This window comes from Paenibacillus sp. J23TS9, assembly GCF_018403225.1.
Classification (GTDB): domain Bacteria; phylum Bacillota; class Bacilli; order Paenibacillales; family Paenibacillaceae; genus Paenibacillus_AQ.
In genome coordinates this window covers 3,304,060-3,327,842 of the sequence record NZ_BOSG01000001.1, presented here as the reverse complement: position 1 = coordinate 3,327,842, position 23,783 = coordinate 3,304,060, and the positions used below count along the sequence as shown (strand labels likewise).

The 23,783-nt window shown below is 50.1% G+C and carries 12 protein-coding genes and 1 other annotated feature; all 12 genes read left to right on the top strand.

Going from position 1 to position 23,783, the window contains the following annotated elements:
* Positions 1–20 precede the first annotated feature (20 nt).
* The 12 genes from KJS65_RS15485 to zapA all read left to right on the top strand — a co-directional run bounded on the left by KJS65_RS15485 (position 21) and on the right by zapA (position 23,747).
* Entirely contained in the window at positions 21–1,799 is a 1,779-nt protein-coding gene (locus tag KJS65_RS15485; protein ID WP_213650567.1) for a sensor histidine kinase, read from the top strand.
* Between the two features lie 6 nt (positions 1,800–1,805).
* A complete protein-coding gene (locus KJS65_RS15480; RefSeq protein ID WP_213650566.1) occupies positions 1,806–3,353 on the top strand; it encodes a response regulator transcription factor in 1,548 nt (515 codons plus the stop codon).
* A gap of 150 nt (positions 3,354–3,503) precedes the next feature.
* A complete protein-coding gene (locus KJS65_RS15475) occupies positions 3,504–4,487 on the top strand; it encodes an ABC transporter permease (RefSeq protein ID WP_374706161.1) in 984 nt (327 codons plus the stop codon).
* A 73-nt stretch (positions 4,488–4,560) separates the two neighbouring features.
* Entirely contained in the window at positions 4,561–5,469 is a 909-nt protein-coding gene (locus KJS65_RS15470) for a carbohydrate ABC transporter permease (protein WP_244864537.1), read from the top strand.
* Between the two features lie 97 nt (positions 5,470–5,566).
* Positions 5,567–7,294, top strand: coding sequence for an ABC transporter substrate-binding protein (locus KJS65_RS15465; RefSeq protein WP_244864536.1), 1,728 nt, complete (start codon positions 5,567–5,569; stop codon positions 7,292–7,294).
* A gap of 99 nt (positions 7,295–7,393) precedes the next feature.
* Positions 7,394–9,718 (top strand): alpha-xylosidase, encoded by a 2,325-nt coding sequence (yicI, locus tag KJS65_RS15460; RefSeq protein ID WP_213650564.1) that lies wholly within the window; start codon positions 7,394–7,396, stop codon positions 9,716–9,718.
* Positions 9,719–9,845: 127 nt separating this feature from the next.
* Positions 9,846–12,233 carry a glycoside hydrolase family 95 protein gene (locus KJS65_RS15455; protein WP_213650563.1) on the top strand — a complete coding sequence of 796 codons (2,388 nt, stop codon included), beginning with the start codon at positions 9,846–9,848 and terminating at the stop codon, positions 12,231–12,233.
* 103 nt (positions 12,234–12,336) lie between these two features.
* On the top strand, positions 12,337–14,370 hold the full coding sequence (locus KJS65_RS15450) for a beta-galactosidase (protein WP_213650562.1): 2,034 nt from the start codon (positions 12,337–12,339) through the stop codon (positions 14,368–14,370).
* A 471-nt stretch (positions 14,371–14,841) separates the two neighbouring features.
* Entirely contained in the window at positions 14,842–16,686 is a 1,845-nt protein-coding gene (abc-f, locus tag KJS65_RS15445; protein ID WP_213650561.1) for a ribosomal protection-like ABC-F family protein, read from the top strand.
* A 115-nt stretch (positions 16,687–16,801) separates the two neighbouring features.
* Positions 16,802–17,068 (top strand) — a binding site (T-box leader).
* A 124-nt stretch (positions 17,069–17,192) separates the two neighbouring features.
* Positions 17,193–18,227, top strand: a complete 1,035-nt coding sequence (gene pheS, locus KJS65_RS15440; protein ID WP_213650560.1) for a phenylalanine--tRNA ligase subunit alpha — start codon at positions 17,193–17,195, stop codon at positions 18,225–18,227.
* Positions 18,228–18,276: 49 nt separating this feature from the next.
* A complete protein-coding gene (gene pheT / locus KJS65_RS15435; RefSeq protein WP_213650559.1) occupies positions 18,277–20,727 on the top strand; it encodes a phenylalanine--tRNA ligase subunit beta in 2,451 nt (816 codons plus the stop codon).
* Positions 20,728–20,840: 113 nt separating this feature from the next.
* Positions 20,841–23,747, top strand: a complete 2,907-nt coding sequence (gene zapA, locus KJS65_RS15430; RefSeq protein ID WP_213650558.1) for a cell division protein ZapA — start codon at positions 20,841–20,843, stop codon at positions 23,745–23,747.
* Positions 23,748–23,783 lie beyond the last annotated feature (36 nt).

Below are 23,783 nucleotides of genomic sequence, written 5' to 3'. Positions count from 1 at the left end.
GGCCATGGGGGAAGATAGACATGTGGCATCGGATCGTCATGCTGCTGAATGATATCAAAATACGAAACAAGCTGCTTTTGTCTTTCCTGCTGGCAGCACTGCTGCCAGTGCTTCTGGTCGGTGGTTATCTAACCGTTGAAATGAAGCAAATGGCGTTTAACAATGCGATGGAGCAGGCTTCAACCAACGTGGACCGGATCAAGAAAAGAACGGAAGAAGTCATTCGCGTTTCTCTCGATATTTCGTACCGGTTATCCAATGATGCCAGACTCAAAAAGCTTGCCAACAAGCAATATGAAAGCGTTTATGATGTGGTCGAGGCCTACAGGGATTATCCCGACATGCGGGAATACCTTCGCCTTTATAAGGAAATATCGAATATTCGGCTGTATACGGACAATGCAACACTGCTGAATAACTGGGAGCTGATCAATGCTTCGGATGATATCAAGGCCAGTGAATGGTATCAGAATGCCCTGCGGCATGAAAGTCTGGTCAGCTGGAGGTACATTGAGGATGAACGGGACCATCATAAATATTTGAGCCTGGTCCGGAACATCGAGCTGGAAAGCTTGAAAAAGTATGGAGTTCTGGTGCTGAATGTCAATACCAGTATGCTGAACTCCATCCTTAACCAGGAAACCTTCGATACGATGATCGTGGACGATCAGGATTATATTATTGCGGCAAACCGGAGTGACTGGAATGATAAGAAGCTGACAGATATCTCGCTGGACAAAAACATTATGTCTCAAAGAAGCGGTACTTTCGAAGCCACATTAAACGGGATCCCTTCAAAAGTACTAATAGACGAGCTTAAGCCAGTTTCCAGCGAAAACGGTGTGCGTATCATTTCCGTGTTTTCGATTGGAAGCATTGTCAAAGAGCCGAACCAAATCATCAGACTTGCGCTTACAGTGATCGTGATCAGTATTGTCCTTGCCTTCCTGCTCATCTACGGAGTTTCTTCTCTCTTCTCGCGGCGGATGCTCAGACTCAGCAGGCATATCAACCGGGTAGGGCTCGGGGATTTTGATACGACCCTGCAAATTGACGGCAAGGATGAAATTGGTCTGCTGTCACGGCAGTTTAATTCCATGGTACGAAGCATTCATGACCTGATGGAAGAAGTTACACACTCTAATGAACAGAACAGGCTGCTAGAGCAAAAACAAAGCGAGATCCGTTTCAAAATGCTGGCAAGTCAGATTAATCCCCATTTCCTGTTTAATGCGCTGGAATCGATTCGTATGGAGGCGCATATGAAGGGTCAGACTGAGATTGCGAGGGTCGTCCGTCTGCTTGGTAAAATGATGCGGAATAATCTGGAGGTTGGCAACAGCAAGATCCCGCTCAAGCAGGAGCTCGAGATGGCCCGCTGTTATCTGGATATCCAGCAGTTCCGTTATGAAGAGCGGCTGAGGTACGAGTTCATTGTCGATCCGGGTCTTGAAGCCCTGCATGTCCCGCCGCTGATCATCCAGCCGCTTGTGGAAAATGCGGTTGTGCACGGTCTGGATAACAATGCTGAAGGGGCACTCGTCAAGGTTGAAATTACGAGGAATGGCAATGAAGCCAGATTTACGATTACGGACAATGGTATAGGCATTACAACGGAGAGACTGAGCAAGGTCATAAGTACGCTGGAAGATTCAGAGGAACGTGAAGGTGAACGGATCGGGCTGCGAAATGTGCATGTCAGATTAAAACTCACGTATGGAGAACCCTATGGCTTGTCCATATACAGTCTCCCCGGCGATGGGACGGCGATCTCCTTTAGCATTCCAATGGAGGGATAATACCCGATGATTAAAGTGTTAATTGTAGACGATGAACCCAAGCTTCGTGAAGGACTAAGAACGCTGATCCCGTGGAATGAAAAGGGGTATCAGGTGGTGGATACAGCTGCCAACGGACATGAGGCCTTGGAAAAATATAATTTGTATAAGCCCGAACTGATTATCGCCGATATCCGCATGCCGGGAATGGACGGATTGGAACTGATCCAGGAGCTTCGCAGCCAAGGCGCAGACAGCCATGTGATCATCCTGAGCGGTTATGCCGACTTTGAATATGCGAAGCGTGCCATCACATATCGTATCGATGGTTATCTGTTGAAGCCTGTGGATGAGGAGGAATTGATCTCCTATCTTGATCAGCTGAGAGATACCCTTGAGAAGGAGCATCAGTTCAGCCAGTGGCAGGAGGCGGAGCCTACCCGCAACAGGGAAGCGATTCTCAAGGAGTTACTCCAGCCTGAAACCGGTAAGGGCGATGCGGCGCAGATGCACAGCTATGCCGAATCCCTGGGTATTCCAGAGGGGCCTTGCGAAGTGGTGCTGCTCAAGCTGAAGCGGATGAATACCATCAGTGAGGACAGATTGTCAGACATCCGCCAGAATGTAGAGCAGATGATCAAGCGTAAGAATCTCGGCATGGTCTTTAATTATTCCTCCCATATTGGTATTCTTCTCATCCGGCCGTTGCAGGAGGCGGAGCGGGAGCTGTATCAGGAACTTACGCAGATCATCCACCGGGAGCATCTGGAATTCAGTGCGGCGGCTGGAGGTACTGTTTCAGGAGCCCAGGAAGCATATCGATCCTTGTCTGCAGCCAGCGAGGCCCTCAAAATGAGCTTTTTCTGCTCGAAGGATACATTCATTCGCGACATTTCTGTAGAAGCATGCGTCGATACTGGAGAAGATTTTCAGGAGATGCTGGATTATGCCGAAGCGGAAAATAGGCTGCTGCTTGTTCTTGAAACCGGCAATCCGTCCAAATTGGAACCGCTCGTTGCAAACATATGCCGCACAATGGCGCTAGACGGGATGGATGAACTGAAGCTGAAGGAGAATCTTATCCGGATGGTGGGGAGCATTCTTGCCAGGCTGGAGTCAACACATTCGGATTTGCGCCCTTTTCTGACCGAGCATGCCGCTCCAGTTGGAGCCTTCTATCAAAGCGGGCATATCCGTGATCTGATGGAGGAGACGGTTTCCTTTCTGCAGCAAGTCTCCGAACAGATCAACCGTGGAAGCAAGGGAAATGATATTCAGAAAATGATGGAGCTGATCCACAGGCGTTATCATGAGAATCTAAAGCTTGAAATATTGTCCGATTTGTTTAATTATAACAGCGCTTACTTGGGGAAAATGTTCAAGAATACAACAGGTGAGTACTTCAATACGTATCTGGACAAGGTTCGGATCGAGAAAGCGAAGGAATACCTGGAGCAGGGCATGAAAGTCTATGAGGTGGCTGAAAAAATCGGCTATATGAATCCGGATTATTTTAATATGAAATTTCGTAAATATGTCGGGGAATCCCCAACCTCTTACCGTAAGGGAAAATGACGGTAAGGGGTTTTTATGATTTTAGGGGGGAATGGATGTGATTTACCCTGTAAAATGTCTAATTTTAATATGATTTTATAACTAATTTTGAGGGTACTGCAATCGCTTACAACAGTTTAGAATAAGGGCATAGAGAGGAGGGCATTCACATTGAAAGCGGCAACAATCATACCAGACAGCACTCCGGTCAACAGAGAAAAGCCCGGAAAACCGCCTACATCACGAAAACGTTTTTGGAGGACTTTTAAGAATCAGAAGTATTTGTATTTGATGTCACTACCATTCGTCATTTGGGTGTTTGTATTCAGTTACCTTCCTCTTTGGGGATGGACGATGGCATTTCAAAAATATAAGCCGGCGCGCAGCTTCTTTGAGCAGGAGTGGGTGGGCTTCGAGCATTTCAAAACACTCTTCCACGATGACCAATTTTTATTGTCATTGCGCAATACGCTGGCGATGAGCACCATGGGGCTGATTGCGGGATTTGTTTTCCCGATTCTGTTCGCCATTCTGCTGAACGAGGTGCGCATCAGCTTCTTTAAACGTTTTGCACAAACGATTTCGTATCTTCCCCACTTTGTATCATGGGTCGTGGCCGCAGGCATCGTCACCAAGATGCTGTCTACCGATAACGGTCTGATCAATGATCTGCTGATGGGACTGGGCTTTACTCATCAGCCGATACAATTTATGGCACAAGGGCATCTGTTCTGGGGAATTGTAACCTTGTCGGATGTCTGGAAGGAAACAGGCTGGAATGCAATTATTTATCTCGCCGCTATCGCGGGAATCGGCCCTGAGCTGTACGAAGCAGCCCGTGTGGACGGAGCAAGCCGATTGCGCCAGATGTGGCATATTACACTCCCGGGAATCAGGCCGACCATTATCGTTTTGCTGATTATGTCTGTCGGCAACCTGCTGAACATCGGCTTTGAGAAGCAGTTCCTGCTCAGTAACAATCTGGTGACAGATTATTCGCAGGTGCTCGATATGTACTCCTTGAAATACGGACTCGGTATGGCACGCTATTCCTTTGGTACGGCCATTAACATATTCAACTCGGTGATCAGCGTTGTGCTCTTATTCACCATTAACGGCATATTCAAGCGTACAACCAAGGAGAGCCTATTATAACGAGGATTTTGTAATAACCTGATCGTAGGATCGCAGCATTGATCTAACATTTATGGAAAGGGGGAACGTGATTGTGGGCAAAACAGCGTTGGCACGCGGCAAATCCTGGTCTGACCGGATATTTGATGCGCTGGTGTACATTGTCGTCCTTCTCGTTGTCGTGATCACTGTCTATCCGTTCCTGAACGTGCTCGCCATATCGTTAAACGATTCCATAGACAGCGTGCGCGGCGGAATTACCATCTTTCCCCGGAAGTTTACCTGGGACAATTATATTAAAATCTTCACATTCAGTGGTTTGATTACTGGATTTAAAATTTCTGCGCTCCGTACGATCTTTGGTACGCTGCTCGGGCTGCTCAGCGCATCGATGCTGGCTTTTACGATCAGCCGTGAAGATTTTCAGGGCCGCAAATTTGTTTCAACATTTCTTGCACTGACCATGTACGTTTCCGGGGGACTCATCCCGACCTATATGCTCATGAAAGACCTGGGGCTGATGAACACGTTCGCTGTGTATATTTTGCCAGGCATCGTAAGTGCGTTTAATGTGTTCGTTATCCGTTCCTTTATTGATGGAATTCCATATGCGCTTCAGGAATCGGCCAAGCTCGACGGGGCTAACGACTTTACGATTTACTGGCGTGTGATTCTGCCGCTTACCAAGCCGGCTCTGGCGACGATATCACTCTTCCTGGCAGTAGGACAGTGGAATGCTTGGCTTGATACTTATCTGTATAATGGTTCAAGTGAATCACTGACCACACTTCAATATGAGCTGATGAAAGTATTGCAGAGCACGACAGCCGGCAGCGGCGGAGACTATCGTACGAATGTCATATCTTCAGCTGTGAATCAGGTATCTCCGGAATCGATTAAAATGGCAATCACGATCATCGTTACAGTGCCGATCCTGCTCGTGTATCCGTTCTTGCAAAAGTATTTTGTTAAAGGCATGACGCTTGGTGCGGTAAAAAGCTAAATGTGGTATCACCAGGGGTGTTTCCGGGATATCCCTGTTATACGAATAGATTTGATCGAATTCGCAATCATTCAAATCCATCAGGAGGGGTGTAAGTATGGAAAGCAAGAGAAAAATAAAAACAAAAGCTTCCGTCTTACTGCTCGTTTCTGCCCTGTTCGTCGGCATGCTTGCCGGCTGCGGCGGAAACAGCAGCAATAGTGATTCGGCGGAAAAGGATAACGGATCAAACAGTAACCAAACCACAACAAAAGATGATAATGCACCTGTTAAGTTCTCCTTATTCAGTGCCGACCCGAGTCCAAACTGGACCGGAATGAAAGATGAAGTCGGTAAGATTATTACGGAAAAAACGGGAGTAACACTGGATGCTGAATTCGCCGTCGGCGATCCACAGCAAAAGGTGGCCCTGATTGCTTCGAGCGGTCAATATCCGGATCTTATCAGCGCCAAAAATGATATCAGCAAGCTTGTGGATGCAGGAGCCATGCTGGATTTGACAGACCTGATCGACAAGTATGCACCGAATATTAAAAAAGTATTGGGCGATTCCATGAAGCGTGCACGATATAGCGATGATGACCATGCTATTTATGCTATCCCGACTTATGCCGGCGTGGATCAACAGAACTTTAAAGTAAGCGGCGGATTTGAGCTTCAGCACCGCGCCGTTGCTGAAGCGGGATATCCTGAAATCAAAACTGTGCAGGATTATGAGAACGTTATCAAAGCGTATATTGAGAAGCATCCAACGGATGAAAATGGCAATAAAAACATCGGTCTGACCCTGAATGCGGATGACTGGTACATGTATATTACGGTAACCAACCCGGCCTTCTACACCACCGGATCTCCGGATGACGGCGAATACGCTATTGATGTGGACACCCAAAAAGTAACCTATCACTTCAAACGCCCTGTGGAAAAAGAATATTTCCGCTGGCTCAATCACATGAATGATATCGGGCTTTTGGATCCGGAAAGCTTCGTGCAAAAGTACGACCAGTATAAAGCCAAAATCGCAACCGGCCGTGTCATTGGTCTGATCGATCAGGACTGGGCTTATGGCGATGGTGAGAAGGCACTGAAAACAGCTAAAAAATTCGATCAAGGCTATGGTCATTATCCTGTGACCCTGTCCAAGGAATACAAAGAAACTTCCTTCTGGCCTACTGGCTTCATGGCCGGATACGGTATCGGCATCAGTAAAGATTGCAAGGATCCGGTACGTGCAATTAAGTTCCTCGACTACCTTGCATCCGAAGAAGGCCAAGTGCTGATGAACTGGGGCGTGGAAGGCAAAGACTACAACGTTGAGAACGGCAAGCGTGTTATTCCTAAAGAAGTTAGTGACCGTAAAGTGAATGATGCAACGAACTTCATGAAAGAAACAGGCATAGGTTTATATCAAACACTTGGCGTTCACTATGGCGATGGTGTGAAGGATGCGACGGGAAACTACTACACGACGAACTTCCCCGAGCAAATCGTTACCGAATTCAACGATGTGGAAAAGAAAACGCTGGCTGCATATAAAGTAACCTCGTGGAGAGAGCTGTTCCCTAAAGAAGACGAGTTTAAAGTTAGACCATGGGGGGCTGCATGGAACATCAACATTCCTGGAGACAGCGAAATTGTTGTGCTGGATAACAAGCTGAAAGACATCACATGGAAGAAAATCCCTGAGGCCATCCTGGCGAAACCGGCCGATTTCGATAAGGTCTGGGATTCTTATATGAATGATCTGGATAAAGCAGGCGTTGCCAAAGCGGAAACACTGCGCGAAGAACTAGTAAAACAACGCGTTAAACTGTGGAATGAATAATATCATTCATTGATACTCTGAAATTCGCAAAAAACCATATGGCGGGAAGTTTTGGGGCTTGCGCCGAGGCTTCCCGCCGATTATTGAGGTGACCTTGAAATGAAATTTAGTGATGGCAACTGGTTAACACTGCCCGGCTTCGAGATTATGAGTCCTGTTCAGGCCTATGATCCGCGAGCGCAGGAAAAAGCGGTAAGTGTATATGCTTCGCCGCGTGATTTGGAGCCCCGATGGGCAATGCTCGATGTTCCTTTATTGACGGTCCGCTTATCGTCCCCAATGGAGGACGTTATTCGCGTTTCCGTTCATCATCACAAAGGAGGAGCACCGCTGAAGCCTGAATTTCAGATTCATGAAGAAGAGGACGTTCCGGTAGAAACGGGATTGAATGAGGAAGAACTGTGGATTCAAAGTGGAAATCTGAAAGCAAATATCCGTCGTGGAGGCGATTGGGGTATTTCATTTTATAAAGATGGCAAGCGGATAACAGGCAGTGGATTAAAATCACTGGGCTATATCACACGTGAAGATGGCCAGACTTTTATGCGCGACCAGCTTGATCTTGGTGTAGGTGAAAATATATACGGGCTTGGAGAACGGTTTACGCCTTTCGTTAAAAATGGGCAATCGCTGGATATTTGGAACCGTGATGGCGGGACAGGAACGGAACAGGCCTACAAAAACATTCCATTCTACCTGTCAAGCAAGGGCTACGGCGTGTTCGTGAACAACCCTGGGCTCGTTTCCTTTGAAGTTGGTTCTGAAAAAGTCTCAAAGGTTCAGTTCAGCGTCGAAGGCGAGAAGCTTGAGTACTTTATCATCAGCGGTGAGACGCTGCGTCATGTGCTGCAAAATTATACGGCTTTGACTGGAAAGCCAGCATTGCCTCCGGCCTGGACTTTTGGTCTGTGGCTGACGACATCCTTTACGACGAATTACGATGAAGAGACGGTTATGAGTTTTGTGGATGGCATGAAGGAACGTGATCTTCCGCTGCATGTATTCCATTTTGACTGCTTTTGGATGAAGCCGCTTCACTGGACAGACTTTGAATGGGACGAAGCCGTATTCCCGGATCCACGCGGGATGCTTGAGCGTTTGAAGGAAAAGGGACTGAAAATTTGCGTCTGGATCAACCCGTACATCAGTGAACAGTCAAGATTGTTTGATGAAGGGGAGCAGCGCGGCTATTTCCTGAAAAACAAAGATGGCGGGGTATGGCAGTGGGACCGCTGGCAGCCAGGCATGGCAATCGTCGATTTTACCAATCCGGAGGCCTGCCGCTGGTACGGGGATTACCTGCGTGAGCTTGTGGATATGGGCGTGGATTCCTTCAAGACGGATTTCGGTGAGCGGATTCCGACCGATGCGGCATACTTCGACGGTTCGGATCCGCACCGGATGCACAATTATTATACACAGCTGTACAACAAGGTTGTATTCGAGGTGCTGGAAGAAAAGCTTGGCAAAGGTGAAGCGGCACTGTTCGCCAGATCTGCTACAGCCGGCGGGCAGCAGTTCCCCGTACATTGGGGCGGCGATTGCTCGGCCAACTATGATTCGATGGCGGAAAGTCTCCGCGGTGGCCTGTCCTTAGGCTTATCCGGCTTCGGCTTCTGGAGCCATGACATTGGCGGCTTCGAAAGCACGGCTCCTGCGGATGTGTACATGCGCTGGGCAGCCTTTGGATTGCTATCCAGCCACAGCCGGCTCCATGGGAATCAATCGTACCGTGTGCCATGGCTGTTCGGTGAGGAAGCGGTGGATGTGATGCGCTTTTTCACGAAGCTCAAATGCCGCCTCATGCCTTATTTATTCGGAACAGCTGTAGACGCATCTAAGCTCGGATTGCCGGCGATGCGGGCGATGGTGCTTGAGTTCCCTGAAGACCATGGATGCCATACGCTTGACCGCCAGTATATGCTCGGTGATTCCTTGCTGGTTGCACCGGTCTTCAGCGAAGACGGACAGGTGGACTTCTATCTGCCCTCGGGTACATGGACTTCGTTTCTGACTGGTGAGACCGTACAGGGAGGAGGATGGTTATCTGAGCAGCACGGCTTTATGAGCCTGCCGCTTTATGTGCGTCCAGGAAGCATTATCCCGGTTGGCGCAGCGGAAGACAAGCCTGACTATGACTATGCAGACGGTGTGGAGCTTCACATTTTCGCTCCGGAGGAAGGAAAAGAAATGCAAGTGACTGTTCCTGATATGAAGGGACAGCCAGCATTAACAGTGACTGCAGTGCAAACCAGTGGTAAGCTTTCCGTCAAAGTAGAGGGTGCCGGGGCGAGGGCTTGGAAAGTGCTGCTTCGCAGCAGTAAGCGAGCTGCAAGCGTAGACGGAGGCATTATGGAAAGTACAGATCAGGGACTGCGGGTGATGCCAAATTCCGGGGTCACCGAGATGTCGATACAGTATTGATATTCATCCAAACCCGTAAGAATTGCCGAGTATGAATCCGCGAATCAAGGCAGGAAACCTTCACACTCCTATGGAAGACCCATGGTAGTATCGTGAGTTCTCAAATCACATGGGAAGGAGATGCAGCATGAACATTAGCAGAAAAAGGCTTTGGTATACCAAACCTGCTGAAGTATGGGAAGAGGCGTTGCCCATTGGAAGCGGCAGAATAGGAGGAATGGTCTTCGGGGGTGCCGGCAAAGAGCTGATCCAGCTGAATGAGGATACATTGTGGTCCGGTTATCCGAGAGACACGATGAACTACGAAGCTCTCCGTTATCTGGCTCCGGCTAAGGACCTTGTGGTGCAAGGCAAGTATGCAGAGGCCGAAACGCTGATTGAAGCGAAAATGATTGGGCGCCGGAGCGAATCCTATCAGCCACTCGGAGATCTTCATATCGTCTGGAATACAGACGGGACCTATCAAAACTACCGCCGCATGCTGGATCTGGAGGAAGCCGTCGTATCAGTCAGCTATGAAACAGGAGATGTCAGAGTCATCCGTGAAATGCTGGCCAGCCATGCGGATGATGTTCTGACCGTACATGTCCGTGCCGAGAGAATAGACGGAAGCGGAGCTGCAGTGATACCTGACATGGAGGTATGGCTATCGTCACCGCATCCTTGCCATGTGGAAGGCGAAGACGCCGGCAGGCTTGTTATGACAGGACGTTCGCCATCACATGTGGCTAATAACTACCAGGGAGATCATCCACGCTCCGTTCTTTATGAGGATGAGCTGGGGCTCAGTTTTTCGGCCCTCCTAACGGCCCGAAATAAAGGCGGAGCAACGGAATTGAGGGAAGGACGCCTGAGCATTCGTCATGCGGAATCGGTAACGCTGCTTATCACTGCCGCTACCGATTTTGCGGGCTATGATGTCATGCCTGGGGAGGATGGCATTCAGCCATTGTCCGTGTGTTCGAATATTATGCGGAAGGTGCCCGCTGGATATGAGGAAGTGCGGGAGCGCCATGTCATGGACTATCGTTCTTTGTTCGACCGCTGCGATTTGAACCTTTTTTCCGGAAAGGGACAGGAAAGTGCTGGGGAGCTGCCGACGGATGAGAGGCTGAACGCCTATCGGGACGGAGCAGCCGATGCTGAACTGGAAAGCCTGCTTTTCCATTATGGGCGATACCTGATGATTGCCGGCTCGCGTCCGGGAACGCAAGCCCTGAACCTGCAGGGAATTTGGAATCCGCATCTACAGCCGCCATGGAACAGCAATTATACGACCAATATCAATGCCGAGATGAATTATTGGCCTGCTGAAATCTGCAGCCTTGGAGAATGCCATGAGCCCCTGCTGGATCTCATCCGTGAGCTGAGCATCAGCGGCAGTCGTACGGCAGCGATCCACTATGGATGCCGGGGCTGGGCTGCGCATCATAACACAGATTTATGGCGTATGTCTACGCCGTCTGACGGGCATGCGATGTGGGCGTTCTGGCCGATGGGAGGCGTATGGCTTTCTAGGCATCTGTGGGAACGCTACGCATTCCGTCCGGACAATGAATTTTTAAGGGAAACGGCGTATCCCATTCTGAAGGGAGCCGCGCTCTTTTGTCTGGACTGGCTTGTGATGCGTCCGGATGGGAAATGGACAACGCCGCTGTCCACGTCACCGGAAAATGTTTTCCGAACAGCTGACGGAACTCCTTGCAGTACAGCCGCAGGCTCCGCTATGGATATGGCACTGATTGGGGAACTATTTGCAAATTGTGTGCAGGCATCGGAGCTTTTGGATACCGACAAGGAGTTACGAGACGAGTTGATCGCTCGTGCAGGTCATCTTGCTCATCCGGGAATCGGTCCCGATGGACGACTGCGGGAGTGGAGCGAGGACTTCGCTGAGCATGAGCCAGGCCACCGCCATGTCTCTCATTTATACGGTTTGTTCCCTGGCAGTTCCGTGAGTATGCATGAAACACCAGAACTTGCGGAAGCCGCTGTACGCTCACTGTCAGCCAGATTGGCAGCGGGCAGCGGCCATACCGGATGGAGCGCAGCCTGGCTGATCAACCTGTTCGCCCGGCTGGGTGACGGAGACAGCGCCTACCGCTGTGTACGCCGGATCCTGACCGATTCGAGCCTGCCGAATATGTTCGGCAATCATCCGCCTTTTCAAATAGACGGTAATTTTGGCTCAGCGGCAGGCATTGCCGAGATGCTGCTTCAAAGCCATGCGGGCGGAATACATCTGCTGCCAGCTCTGCCTGACGCCTGGATGGCCGGCGAAGCTAACGGACTGGCTGCGCGCGGCGGATTTACCGTTGATATCGCATGGGAAGACGGCAGGCTGACATATGCCCGAATTACGTCTGCACATGGCCAGACATTCCGTATGCTAAACGGGACAGGTCTGATCGTGCATAGGCCTGACGGCATCGCCATATCAGTTGAAGCAGAATTTGCGACAATGGCCGGTGACATATTTACGGTTACACCAATACATGCCGAAGAAACCAGATAAGCATATTTCAATGCAGCGGAATAACTGCCGGATACATCAAAGAAACGTCCAACAGATGTCTAGCTGATTAGCCTGAAGGATAAAGGGGAAGGAAGTGCTGAGCTTGATCAATAAAAAACTGCCGAAAATGTGGTACGGGGGAGACTATAATCCGGAGCAATGGGGACCTGAGGAGTGGAAAGAGGATCACCGCATGTTTAAGCTGGCCGGCATCGATGTCGTGACGATCAACGTATTTTCCTGGGCGCTTAATCAGCCCGGCGAGAATACATATGATTTTGCCTGGCTGGATGAAACGATGGACCGGCTGCATGCGGAGGGACTTGGAGTGGTTCTGGCCACCAGTACAGCAGCTCATCCGGCCTGGATGGCCAAGCGCCATCCGGATGTGGCCCGGGTTGATTTTTACGGGCGTAAACGGTCCTTTGGCGGGCGTCATAATTCCTGTCCGAACAGCCTTACTTACCGCAAATATTCCGGCCGGATGGCCAGCAAGCTGGCAGAACGGTATCAAGACCATCCGGCGCTGCTGCTGTGGCATGTTTCGAACGAATACGGCGGATATTGCTACTGCGATCATTGCGCGGCCGCCTTCCGCGTGTGGCTTCAGGAGCGCTATGCCACACTGGAGGCCGTTAACAAGGCGTGGAATACGCGCTTCTGGGGACATACGTTTTACGATTGGGATGAGATCGTTCTTCCAAACGGGCTGAGCGAGGAAGGCGAAGGCAATGTCAGCGCATTTCAAGGGATTTCCCTTGATTTCCGGCGCTTTATGTCAGATAGTTTGCTGGATTGCTACAAAATCGAAGCGAATGCGATCCGCGAGTACAGCAAGGATGTACTGATTACAACCAATCTGATGGGAACATTCCCGCAGCTGAACTATTTTGACTGGGCCAAAGAAATGGACATCATTTCATGGGATAACTATCCTTCGCTTACGACACCTGTCAGTGAAACCGCGATGGTGCATGATTTGATGCGAGGACTTAAGGACGGTGCGCCATTCATGCTGATGGAGCAGACGCCAAGCCAGCAGAACTGGCAGGCCTACAATTCCTTGAAGCGTCCCGGGGTTATGCGTCTCTGGAGTTATCAGGCAGTCGCGCGTGGAGCGGATACGGTGATGTTCTTCCAGATGCGCCGCTCTGTCGGTGCATGCGAGAAGTATCATGGCGCTGTAATCGAGCATGCGGGGCATGAGAACACAAGGGTATTCCGCGAAGTGTCTGAGCTTGGCGAGGAGTTAATGCAGCTTGGCGATACGCTTCTGGATGCACGTTCCGATGCTAAGGTAGCCATCGTGTATGATTGGGAAAACCGCTGGGCCATCGAGCTTTCGAGCGGACCAACCGTCGAGCTGCAGTATGCGAACGAAGTGCATAAATACTATGATGCACTCTTCAAGCTGGGTATTCAGGTAGACATGGTTCGTGTGGAAGCCGATTACAGCAAGTACGATATCGTGATTGCGCCGGTCATGTATATGGTCAAATCAGGCTTTGCCAAAAAAGCAGAAGAATTTACTGCCGCGGGCGGGACATTCGTAACGACCTTCTTCAGCGGTATTGTCAATGAAAACGACCTTGTTACGTTGGGAGGATATCCAGGAGAACTCCGCAATCTGCTTGGCATCTGGGCAGAGGAGATCGATGCACTGCCAGCGGGTCAATTCAACCAAATCGTGATGAAAGAGCCTGTAGGCCAACTGGAGGGCTCCTATAACTGCGAGCTTCTCTTCGACCTTATCCATACGAAAAGCGCCGAGGTGCTGGCTGAATATGGCTCCGATTTTTATAAGGGCATGCCTGCTGTAACGGTCAATTCATTTGGCAAAGGCAAAGCCTACTACGTGGCGACCAGTGCATGTGCAGACTTCCTGCAGCCATTCCTGGCGAAGCTGTGCTCTGACCAAGGGATTCAGCCCCTGGTAGAAGATGTCCCTGCAGGGGTCGAAGCCGCTAAACGGGTAAAAGAGGGACGATCATTCCTGTTCCTGCTGAACCATAACGCCGAGCATACAAGCGTCAATATTGGAGAAGGCAAGCTCCGGGATCTCCTGTCCGGAGAAATACTGCAGGGGACAGCCAATCTTCCTGGCCGGGGAGTAATGATTCTGGAAGGCATTGAATAAACAAGACGGATAAAGCTTAATATATCAAGACCATACCTGATTGACCGGGGATGGTCTTTTCTTTTCAAAGGTATTAAAAAAATGCGGGCTTTCCATCTACGGGGAAATTTGTTAGAATGTCATCAAGCATCTCATCCTAATGAAAAGAGGTAACCACACATCCGATGGATACACATGACTGTTCTCTCTAATCTGCATGCCAACATCAAAATGTTGCAAACAGGCAGCTCTGCGCTTGCGTAGGGAAGAGGATTGTTATGTCTATTTTAGGAGACTCGTGGACCTTGTTCATGGATGCGGGAATGCTTTTTTTTTTCTGCGTTCTTCAGCGGATCGTCTAGGCTTTTACATGCCAAAGCGATGAATGCCGCTGGTCCGCTTGTTCAGTCATAGACATCTAAATTCCAAATCCCTACCGTAGGCAGCCCTGCCTGCGGTTTTTCCATTTCTACTCAAAAGGGTGATGCGTTTATGATGAATATTTTAAAAGCGAAAAATTTGGCCAAAGAATTTAAAGGTAAAACCATCTTTGAAAAGGTGGATTTTGAAATATATGAAGGTGAAAGACTGGCTCTGTTCGGCGTTAATGGAGCAGGGAAAACTACGCTGTTGAAGGTATTGACCGGGCAGCTTGAGCCGGATCGGGGAACCGTGGAACGTGTTTTGCCGCTGGCGCAGTGGGGGATGATGGAGCAAAGCTCCGAATCCTTACTTTCCTTGACGACGCTTGCGGCGGCTGGCTTCGACAGCGGCGAGCTGTATGAAGTGAAGCAAAAGCTCAACCAGCTGGAAAAAGAGCTGGCGGATTCCGAAGCTTCGGAGGACAGTAAGCTGCTTGAAGCTTATGGTCAAGCGCTCGAGCGCTATGAACAGCTGGATGGCTTCCAGTGGGAAATTGAAGTAGAGAAGGTACTCAACATGCTGAACATCAGGGCGGAATTATGGCAGGTACCCTTTTCCGAACTGAGTGGCGGGCAGAAGACAAGAGTCCGGCTTGCAGCCCTGCTCGTCAAACGTCCAGCGTTCCTGCTGCTTGATGAGCCGACCAACCATCTGGATGGAGACAGTATGACCTGGCTAGAAGAGTGGCTGAACCGCTATGAAGGCACCGTGCTGTTCGTATCGCATGACCGGATGTTTCTGGACCATGTCGCGACGGGAATCTGCGAGCTGACGGATAGCGGGGTAAAGAAATATAAAGGCGGTTATTCGGATTACAAACGGGAAAGGGAACGTGAGCTGAAGGAACAGGAGGCGCTTTACAAGAAGCAAAAGCAGGCGAGGGAAGCACTGGAGGAGTCGATTCGCCGATACCAGGAATGGTTCCACAATGCCGAAAAGTCGGCAGATAAAAATACCGAAACCAAAGCGGCTACTCCTTATTACAAAGCGAAGGCCAAGAAAAACATTTCCAGGTATCATGCCAAGCAAAAAGAATTGGAACGTCTCGAGCAGAATAGCGTGCAGAAGCCGAAAAATGCTCTCACCATGAACATGCAGCTGGGCGAAGGAGGATTCGCTGCCCGCGTACTGCTGCGACTTGAACATATCTCTTTTGGTTATGAGGGAAGGCAGCTGTTCAAGGATTTGAATCTGCAGCTGTCCCGCGGCGACCGGCTTGCGGTGCGAGGACCGAACGGAAGCGGGAAATCAACGCTGTTGAGGCTGGTACTTGGCGAATTGGAGCCGACCGAAGGCAGGGTGTGGATGCATCCTGGCGTAAGCACGGGATATTTTTCACAGGAGCTTGAAGGCTTGAGGGAAGACGAGACGCTGCTGGACAGTTTGCTTCGCCTGCCTGAAATGACGGAGACACATGCGCGTACGATTCTGGGTTGTTTTCTCTTTTCCAGGGAAGATGTGTTTAAAAGGATTGGTGACCTCAGCATGGGTGAAAAATGCCGGGCTGCTTTCGTACAGCTCTATTTCAGCGGTGCAAACCTGCTCGTGCTGGATGAGCCGACGAATTACTTGGACATTTCGACACGTGAGGTAGTGGAGGAAGCGCTAGCCGCATATCCAGGGGCACTTCTCGTTGTGTCGCATGACCGTATGCTCGTCCGCAAGCTGGCCAACCGTCTTTTGACGCTAGCCCCCGAAAAAAAAGAGCCGGAGCTGTTTGAAGGCACGGTGGAGGAAGAGGAGGAACGGCTGATACGGCATCGCGGCGGTTTAAAGGAAGATACGGAGAAGGAGAACCGGAGGCTTGCGCTGGAGTGGGAAATTACGAGGCTGCTTGGCGTAGAAGAACCGGAAGGCAGTCAGGAGCGCATACTGGAAATCCGTGAGCTAAGAAAGGAATTGGAGGGCTTGTAAGCAACCAGCAGCAGGTACACAGGATGACTTGCCAGAGCCGCCTTTTTTACTTATAATAGTTGACTATAGTGTGTCGCTTGAATATAACGCAGATAAGAAGAGTTTTGACAACAATATAAATGCCATGATGGAGACAAGTAAGCAGTACCACTTTACAGGGAGGAGACGCCGCAGATTGAGAGCGTTTCTACAGTAACAGGCTGCTGAAATTCCCTCCGGAGCAGTTCCTTGAACCCTTTGACCGATATAATCGGTTTAATGCCAGTAGGGGATACCGGTCCTCGAACCGTTACAACGATTAAAGTGAGAACATGCATATTTACCGACTAAGGGAATCATGCTGTTCTAACAAGGGTGGTACCACGGTCTTTTCGTCCCTTTTTCGGGAGAAAAGGCCTTTTTTGTTTTCTGCAAAGCTTTGGAGCTAAAGTGCATCACTCGTTGATCCGCTTTTTTGAAGCTCTGAATATGCGGTACGTTTTACTTTGAGAAGGAGGCAGGAAGAGATGAAGGAAAAACTCGAAGCGCTGCGGCAGGAGGCCCTCGATCAGCTGCAAGGAGTAGAGGATGTACAGAAGCTGAATGATCTGCGCGTTAAATATTTGGGTAAAAAGGGCGCGCTGACTGAAATTTTGCGTGGCATGGGCGCGCTGAGCGCAGAAGAACGTCCTGTGATCGGCCAAGTAGGCAACGAGGTGCGCGGGGCCATTGAAGCATTGATTGAATCCAAACAGGATGCATTTCAGAAGGCTGAGACCGAGCAGCGCCTGCAGGCGGAAAAGATCGACGTTACATTGCCTGGACGCAAAATGGCTCAAGGCGGCGTTCATCCGCTGAACAAGGTTATCGAAGAGATCGAAGAAATCTTCATCGGGATGGGCTATCACATTGCCGAGGGTCCCGAGGTGGAAACAGACTATTATAACTTTGAGGCACTGAATCTTCCGAAAAACCATCCTGCGCGCGATATGCAGGACACGTTCTATATTACGGAAGAGCTCCTGATGCGCACGCAGACTTCCCCTGTGCAAATCCGTACCATGGAAAAAATGGAGGGCGAAGTGCCTGTGAAAATCATTTGTCCGGGCAAGGTTTACCGCCGCGATGATGATGATGCCACGCATTCCTTCCAGTTCAATCAAATTGAAGGTCTGGTTATTGGCGAAAACATCCGCATGAGCGATCTGAAAGGCACGCTGCTTCAGTTCGTACAGGAAATGTTTGGACCTAACACGCAAATACGCCTTCGTCCCAGCTTCTTCCCGTTCACCGAACCAAGCGCGGAAGTGGATGTCACTTGCGTAAAATGTGGCGGCAATGGATGCCGGATGTGCAAGCAAACCGGATGGCTGGAGATTTTGGGCTGCGGCATGGTGCATCCGAAAGTGCTCGAAATGGGCGGCTATGATCCGGAGAAATACAGCGGATTTGCATTCGGTATGGGTGTGGAGCGGATCGCAATCTTGAAATACGGCATTGACGATATTCGTCATTTCTATAGCAGTGATTTGGCATTTTTGAAGCAGTTTGCCCGCATGTAAAGCGGACCTCGAAAAGGCAAGCGAATAAGGAAAGAAGGAAGGGATCGGCATGAAAGTATCAACAGAGTGGTTAGCGGATTATGTTTCGCTTGAAAATGTGGCAGCCGAGGATCTGGCTGAGAAAATTACGCGTGCAGGGATCGAAATCGACGAGATTGAAAACCGCAATAAAGGGGTAACCAAGGTCGTTGTCGGCTATGTGAAAAGCAAAGAAAAGCATCCGGATGCGGATAAGCTTAATATTTGCATCGTTGATGCCGGTCAGGAAGAAGAGCTCCAGATCGTATGCGGCGCCAAAAATGTGGATGCCGGCCAAAAGGTGCCTGTAGCACTTGTGGGAGCGAAGCTTCCGGGTGGACTGGAAATTAAAAAAGCCAAGCTTCGCGGTGCTCTTTCCCAAGGCATGATTTGCTCGGCCAAAGAGCTTGGAATGAATGATAAGCTGCTGCCAAAGGAACAGCAGGAAGGCATTTTGGTGCTGCCTGAATCAGTACATGTCGGAACGCCAATCAGCCAGGTGCTGGGACTCGATGATGAGGTACTGGAATTCGATCTAACGCCGAACCGTTCGGACTGCTTGAGCATGATTGGTGCGGCTTACGAGGTTGGAGCGATCCTGGGACGCGATGTCAAGCTGCCGGATATTGAAAAGGAGCTCGTGGAAGTCAGCGATGCAGCCGGGGACCATATTTCTGTGAAAATCAGCTCCCCGGAACATTGCAGCCATTATGCCGCCAGATATATCACCGGCGTAAAGATCGGTTCGTCGCCGCTCTGGATGCAGAACCGTTTAATGGCCGCAGGAGTGCGTCCGATTAATAATATCGTAGATATTACCAACTATGTGATGCTGGAATACGGGCAGCCGCTGCATGCATTTGATGCGGACCAGCTGACGAACGGAGCCATCGATGTCCGTCTTGCCAAGGAAGGCGAAACGATGGTTACACTAGACAACCAGGAACGCAAGCTTGAACCGCATATGCTGCTGATTACCGACGGTGTGAAGCCTGTTGCTCTTGCCGGTGTCATGGGCGGTTTGAATTCCGAAGTGACGGACAATACGGTGAATATTTTACTGGAATCCGCCAAATTTGACGGCGGTACCGTACGTAAGACCTCAAGACAGCTGGGTCTCCGTTCCGAAGCGAGCCTTCGTTTTGAGAAAGAAGTAGATCCGGGGGCTGTTATACCTGCTTTGAACCGTGCAGCTGCATTAATATCACGTTATGCAGCGGGAACCGTTCATAAAGGCATCGTGGAATCCGAGTCGGTTTCTGTGGAGGACAAGGTGATTGTGCTTTCTTTTGACAAGCTGAACCGCTTCCTCGGCACGGATCTTTCGATGCTTGAAGTGAAAACCATCTTCAACCGTCTGCATTTCAGCTGTGCGGATACAGCGCAAGGTATTTTGGAGGTTCAGGTGCCAACACGCCGCGGGGACATCACCAGTGATGTGGATCTCATTGAAGAGATTGCCCGTTTGTACGGGTATGACAATATCCCGACAACAGCGATCGAAGGACCGACAACGCCAGGCGCTTACACGAAACCGCAGGCTCTGCGCCGTGATGTCCGTAAATTGTTCACGCATGGGGGATGGCAGGAAGTGATCAGCTATTCCTTTACGCATCCGGATCTGACAGCCCTATTCCCTGCTTTGACAGAAGGAAGCCATGCGATCAAGCTTGCGATGCCAATGAGCGAGGAGCGGAGCGTGCTTCGAACCAGCGTGATCCCTCAGCTTCTGGATGTTGCTGCCTATAACGCAAACCGCAAGCAGCATGATCTTGCGATGTTCGAGATGGGAAATGTATTCTACAGTCAAGAGGAGCAGCTGACTGCACAGCCGAAGGAAATCTCTGTGCTTACCCTTCTGCTTTGCGGCAGCCGTGGCCAAAAGCAGTGGAATCAAACACCGGAAAAAGTGGATTTCTTCGATCTGAAGGGTGCGCTGGAAACATTGTTTGAATATCTGGGACTCCAGAATTCGGTCAGCTATGTGGCCAACAAGCCGCAGGGCTATCATCCAGGCCGGTCAGCATCTGTATATCTGACCAATGATGGCGGTGAGCAGCTGCTGATTGGTACACTCGGTCAAGTCCATCCTCAGCTTCAGCAGGATCGTGGTCTGAGCGATGTATATACGGCGGAAATTCTGCTTCAGCCGCTCTACGATTATGCGAGCGAAGATATCCGGTACCGCGAACTACCTCGCTTCCCGGCCTCCGAGCGTGATATCGCCGTGGTCGTTGAGGACAGCGTTGAAGCGGGTGCGATGCTATCCGTCATTCGTGAAGCTGCCGGGGAATTACTGCAATCTGTACAGGTATTCGATGTATTCACAGGCAGCAAGCTGGGTGTAGGCAAAAAGAGTGTAGCCATCGCTCTTGTGTACCGCCATAACGAGCGCACGCTTACGGATGAAGAGGTTTCAGCCGCGCATGCAGCCGTAGTCAGCCAGCTTGAGCAAACTTTTCATGCAGAATTGAGAAAATAGCAGGAATTGAATGAAGTCACATCGAATCCATGTACATAAAGATTCGATGTGGCTTTTTTGCAGAATAACAGACATCTCAGAGTCAACACACACATATGAAGGAGGGCACAACTGTGACTACACCTGATCGTACACGTGTCTCCGTAGAAATCTACGGGACTTCTTATAAACTGGTAGGCAGCAGTGCCGACTATATGAAAAAGGTTGCCACTTATGTCGATGAGCGAATGAACCTCATATCCAAGAGCCATTCCCGGTTGGATACGCCAAAATTGGCCGTATTGGCTGCTGTACATATGGCTGAGGAAGCGATCCAGATGCAGGATATTCGCAACGAAGTCAAAATGCTGACCGGAGAAAGAAGTGAGCTCCGGAGTGAGCTGGCTCAGCTTCAGGCTGCGCGGACAGAGCAGCAGGAATTGTATGCGAAGCTTAAGGAAGAGCATTCGACGGGCATAAAGGAGAAGGAAGAGCTCCGCAAACGGTGGGAAACCGAGAAAGCGGGACTTGAGAAGCAGCTCGAGGAAATAAAGGCGTCGTTGACGGGAGAGCTTCAGAAAACCCGGACAACGCTAAGTAAAGAACTCGAGGATACCCGTATTTTATTGAAAAAGGAAACGGAAATAAAGGAGTCCCTGCAGCGCAAGGAGAAGCAAGCCGCAGAACAGCTGCAGCGGGACAGGCAGTCCCTGGAAGCAAAGCATAAAACGGCCATGCAGGAGCTTGAGCGCGGGCATGCCGCGACACTTCAGTCAGCGCAGCAGAAGCATCAGGAACTTCTGAAGAGTACGGAGGAGAAGCATCAAACCGTATTGAGAGAATCCCAGCAGAAGTATGAGACTTCTCTGCAGGAATCGGAGAAAAAGCATAAGGCAGCTGTTGATGGGCTGAACAAGCAGCTTGATGAATTAAGGGGAGGAAGCTCTCAGCTCCAAGGCAAGCTTCGGAGTTTGCAAGAGGAGCTGCAGCAGGCGAAAAATGCATATGCCAAGCTTCAGGAGCAGCATCAGGCAGCACTGAAGAAAGAGGAGGTCTCCCAGACCGAGCTGAAGACGCTCAGAGAGCAGCAGATCCGTCTGAATGGACAGGTGGGCCGTTTGAAGGAGGAAGCTGTACACTCGGAAGAGGAGCATCGTCGGATGCAAAAGCTGCTTGAAGAATATAGTACTTCTTCCAATAAACAGAAGTCAGAGCTTGAGGAGCTGCACACAGAAGCGGCATCCTGGCGGACTCAAGTCGAGAAGCAGAAGGAAGAGATCGGTGAGCTGGAGCTTCGCGTTCTGGAAGCAGGAGAACAGAACGATGCACTTGAAGCCGGTATGAAGTCGCTTCATGACGAGCTCAGCGTATTGAAGGAACAAGCGGATAAAGATTCGCAGAAGCTCGCATCTGCAGACCAGAAAGCCTTGGAATATCAAGGTAGACTCGATGAACAGCAGCAGCTGATCCATTCGCAGAACAAGAAGCTTGACGATCTGGATGAAACGCTACAACTGCAGGAGCTTTCGATTGAAGAACAGAAGGAACTTCTGGTGGAGAAGGAAAAGCAGCTTCGGGAGCATCAGGCCAAACTCGAGTCGAATGAGGCACTGGTACAACAGTTGCAGCAGTCCTTGAAGGAGAAGGAAAACCAGCAACAGCAGCTAGAGCAGGCGCTCGAGGACAGAGAAGAGCGGTATCTCAAACTGCAGCAGACGCTGGAAGCAAGCGAAACGCAATCTTTGGAGCTGCAGCAGACGCTGGAAGCAAGCGAATTGCAAACTCTGGAGCTGCAGCAGTCGCTGGAGGCAAGCAGAGCGCAAACTCTGGAGCTGCAGCAGACGCTGGAAGCAAGCGAATTGCAAACTCTGGAGCTGCAGCAGTCGCTGGAGGCAAGCAGAGAGCAAACTCTGGAGCTGCAGCAGTCGCTGGAGGCAAGCAGAACGCAAACTTTGGAGCTGCAGCAGACGCTGGAGGCAAGCAGAGCGCAAACTCTGGAGCTGCAGCAGTCGCTGGAGGCAAGCAGAACGCAAACTTTGGAGCTGCAGCAGACGCTGGAAGCAAGCGAATTGCAAACTCTGGAGCTGCAGCAGGTGTTAGAGGCTGCAGAGGAACAGTATCTAGAGGCCCAGCAGACAGCAGAACAAAAAGAAGTCCAGCTTCTGAAGCTGCAGAAGTCCATGGAAGAAAAGGAAGAACAGTACCGGAAACTGCAGCGGCAGCATGGCGAAATTTTGCAGCAGCATGAGGTGCTGACAGATCAATATGAGCTGCATATGCTCGAGCATGAAGAACTGCAGGAGGGCATTGCAGAGAACAAACGGAAATACGAACAGCTCGGCGAAGAGCTCGCAGAGCGGGAATCGGCTTATCAGGAGGCCAAACGCCAACTTAAGGAAGCAGAACAAAACCATGTGAATATGGACCGGCTCTATCAGGAGCATCTGAAACAGTATGAACATTTGAAGCAGCAGTATCATGGCTTGCAAAAGCAGTATGACGAGCTTCAACAGAAGGGCAGCGATATGAAACGCCAGCAGGAGGATGCCGAAATCGAGTACCTGATGGTACTGGAGGAGAAGGATCAGGCACAACAGAAGGTGAATGAGCTTACCCGGCTGCTGGATGATGCTGCGAGCAGAGAAAATGAACAGCGTGAGCTGATGCGAAATGCGGAGCATTCGATGCAGACCTACCAGGAAAAGCTTGAGGATATGATGAACCGTCAGCAAAACTGGAACAGCAGGGAACAGGAGCTGCAGGATGAGCTGGAGGAATGGAGACGTCAAATTGCAGCAGGCGAAGATCAACTGGATAATCTGCAAAATGAGAAGGAACAGACATCTGCCCAGCTTCGGGAGGTTGGCGAGAACTTTGAATTGATGGCCAATCAGTACCGACTGCTTCAGGCGGAACTCGAGCTTCAGCAGGAAAAGACAGATAAGCTGCAGGAAGAACACAGCCAGCTACAGGATGAATACGGCAAGCTACAAACGGAGTATAACGAATGGATCGAGCTTATTGAGCAGGATCAAAGCTGATTGCTGTTGCAGAACAGACTAAAAAAATCCCCTCAC

What these genes read in the sequence shown, in the direction of transcription:
- pheT (WP_213650559.1), top strand. Translation starts at nt 18,277, where the DNA reads ATGAAAGTATCAACAGAGTGGTTAGCGGATTATGTTTCGCTTGAAAAT.
- yicI (WP_213650564.1), top strand. Translation starts at nt 7,394, where the DNA reads ATGAAATTTAGTGATGGCAACTGGTTAACACTGCCCGGCTTCGAGATT.
- pheS (WP_213650560.1), top strand. Translation starts at nt 17,193, where the DNA reads ATGAAGGAAAAACTCGAAGCGCTGCGGCAGGAGGCCCTCGATCAGCTG.
- KJS65_RS15485 (WP_213650567.1), top strand. Translation starts at nt 21, where the DNA reads ATGTGGCATCGGATCGTCATGCTGCTGAATGATATCAAAATACGAAAC.
- KJS65_RS15455 (WP_213650563.1), top strand. Translation starts at nt 9,846, where the DNA reads ATGAACATTAGCAGAAAAAGGCTTTGGTATACCAAACCTGCTGAAGTA.
- KJS65_RS15465 (WP_244864536.1), top strand. Translation starts at nt 5,567, where the DNA reads ATGGAAAGCAAGAGAAAAATAAAAACAAAAGCTTCCGTCTTACTGCTC.
- abc-f (WP_213650561.1), top strand. Translation starts at nt 14,842, where the DNA reads ATGATGAATATTTTAAAAGCGAAAAATTTGGCCAAAGAATTTAAAGGT.
- KJS65_RS15480 (WP_213650566.1), top strand. Translation starts at nt 1,806, where the DNA reads ATGATTAAAGTGTTAATTGTAGACGATGAACCCAAGCTTCGTGAAGGA.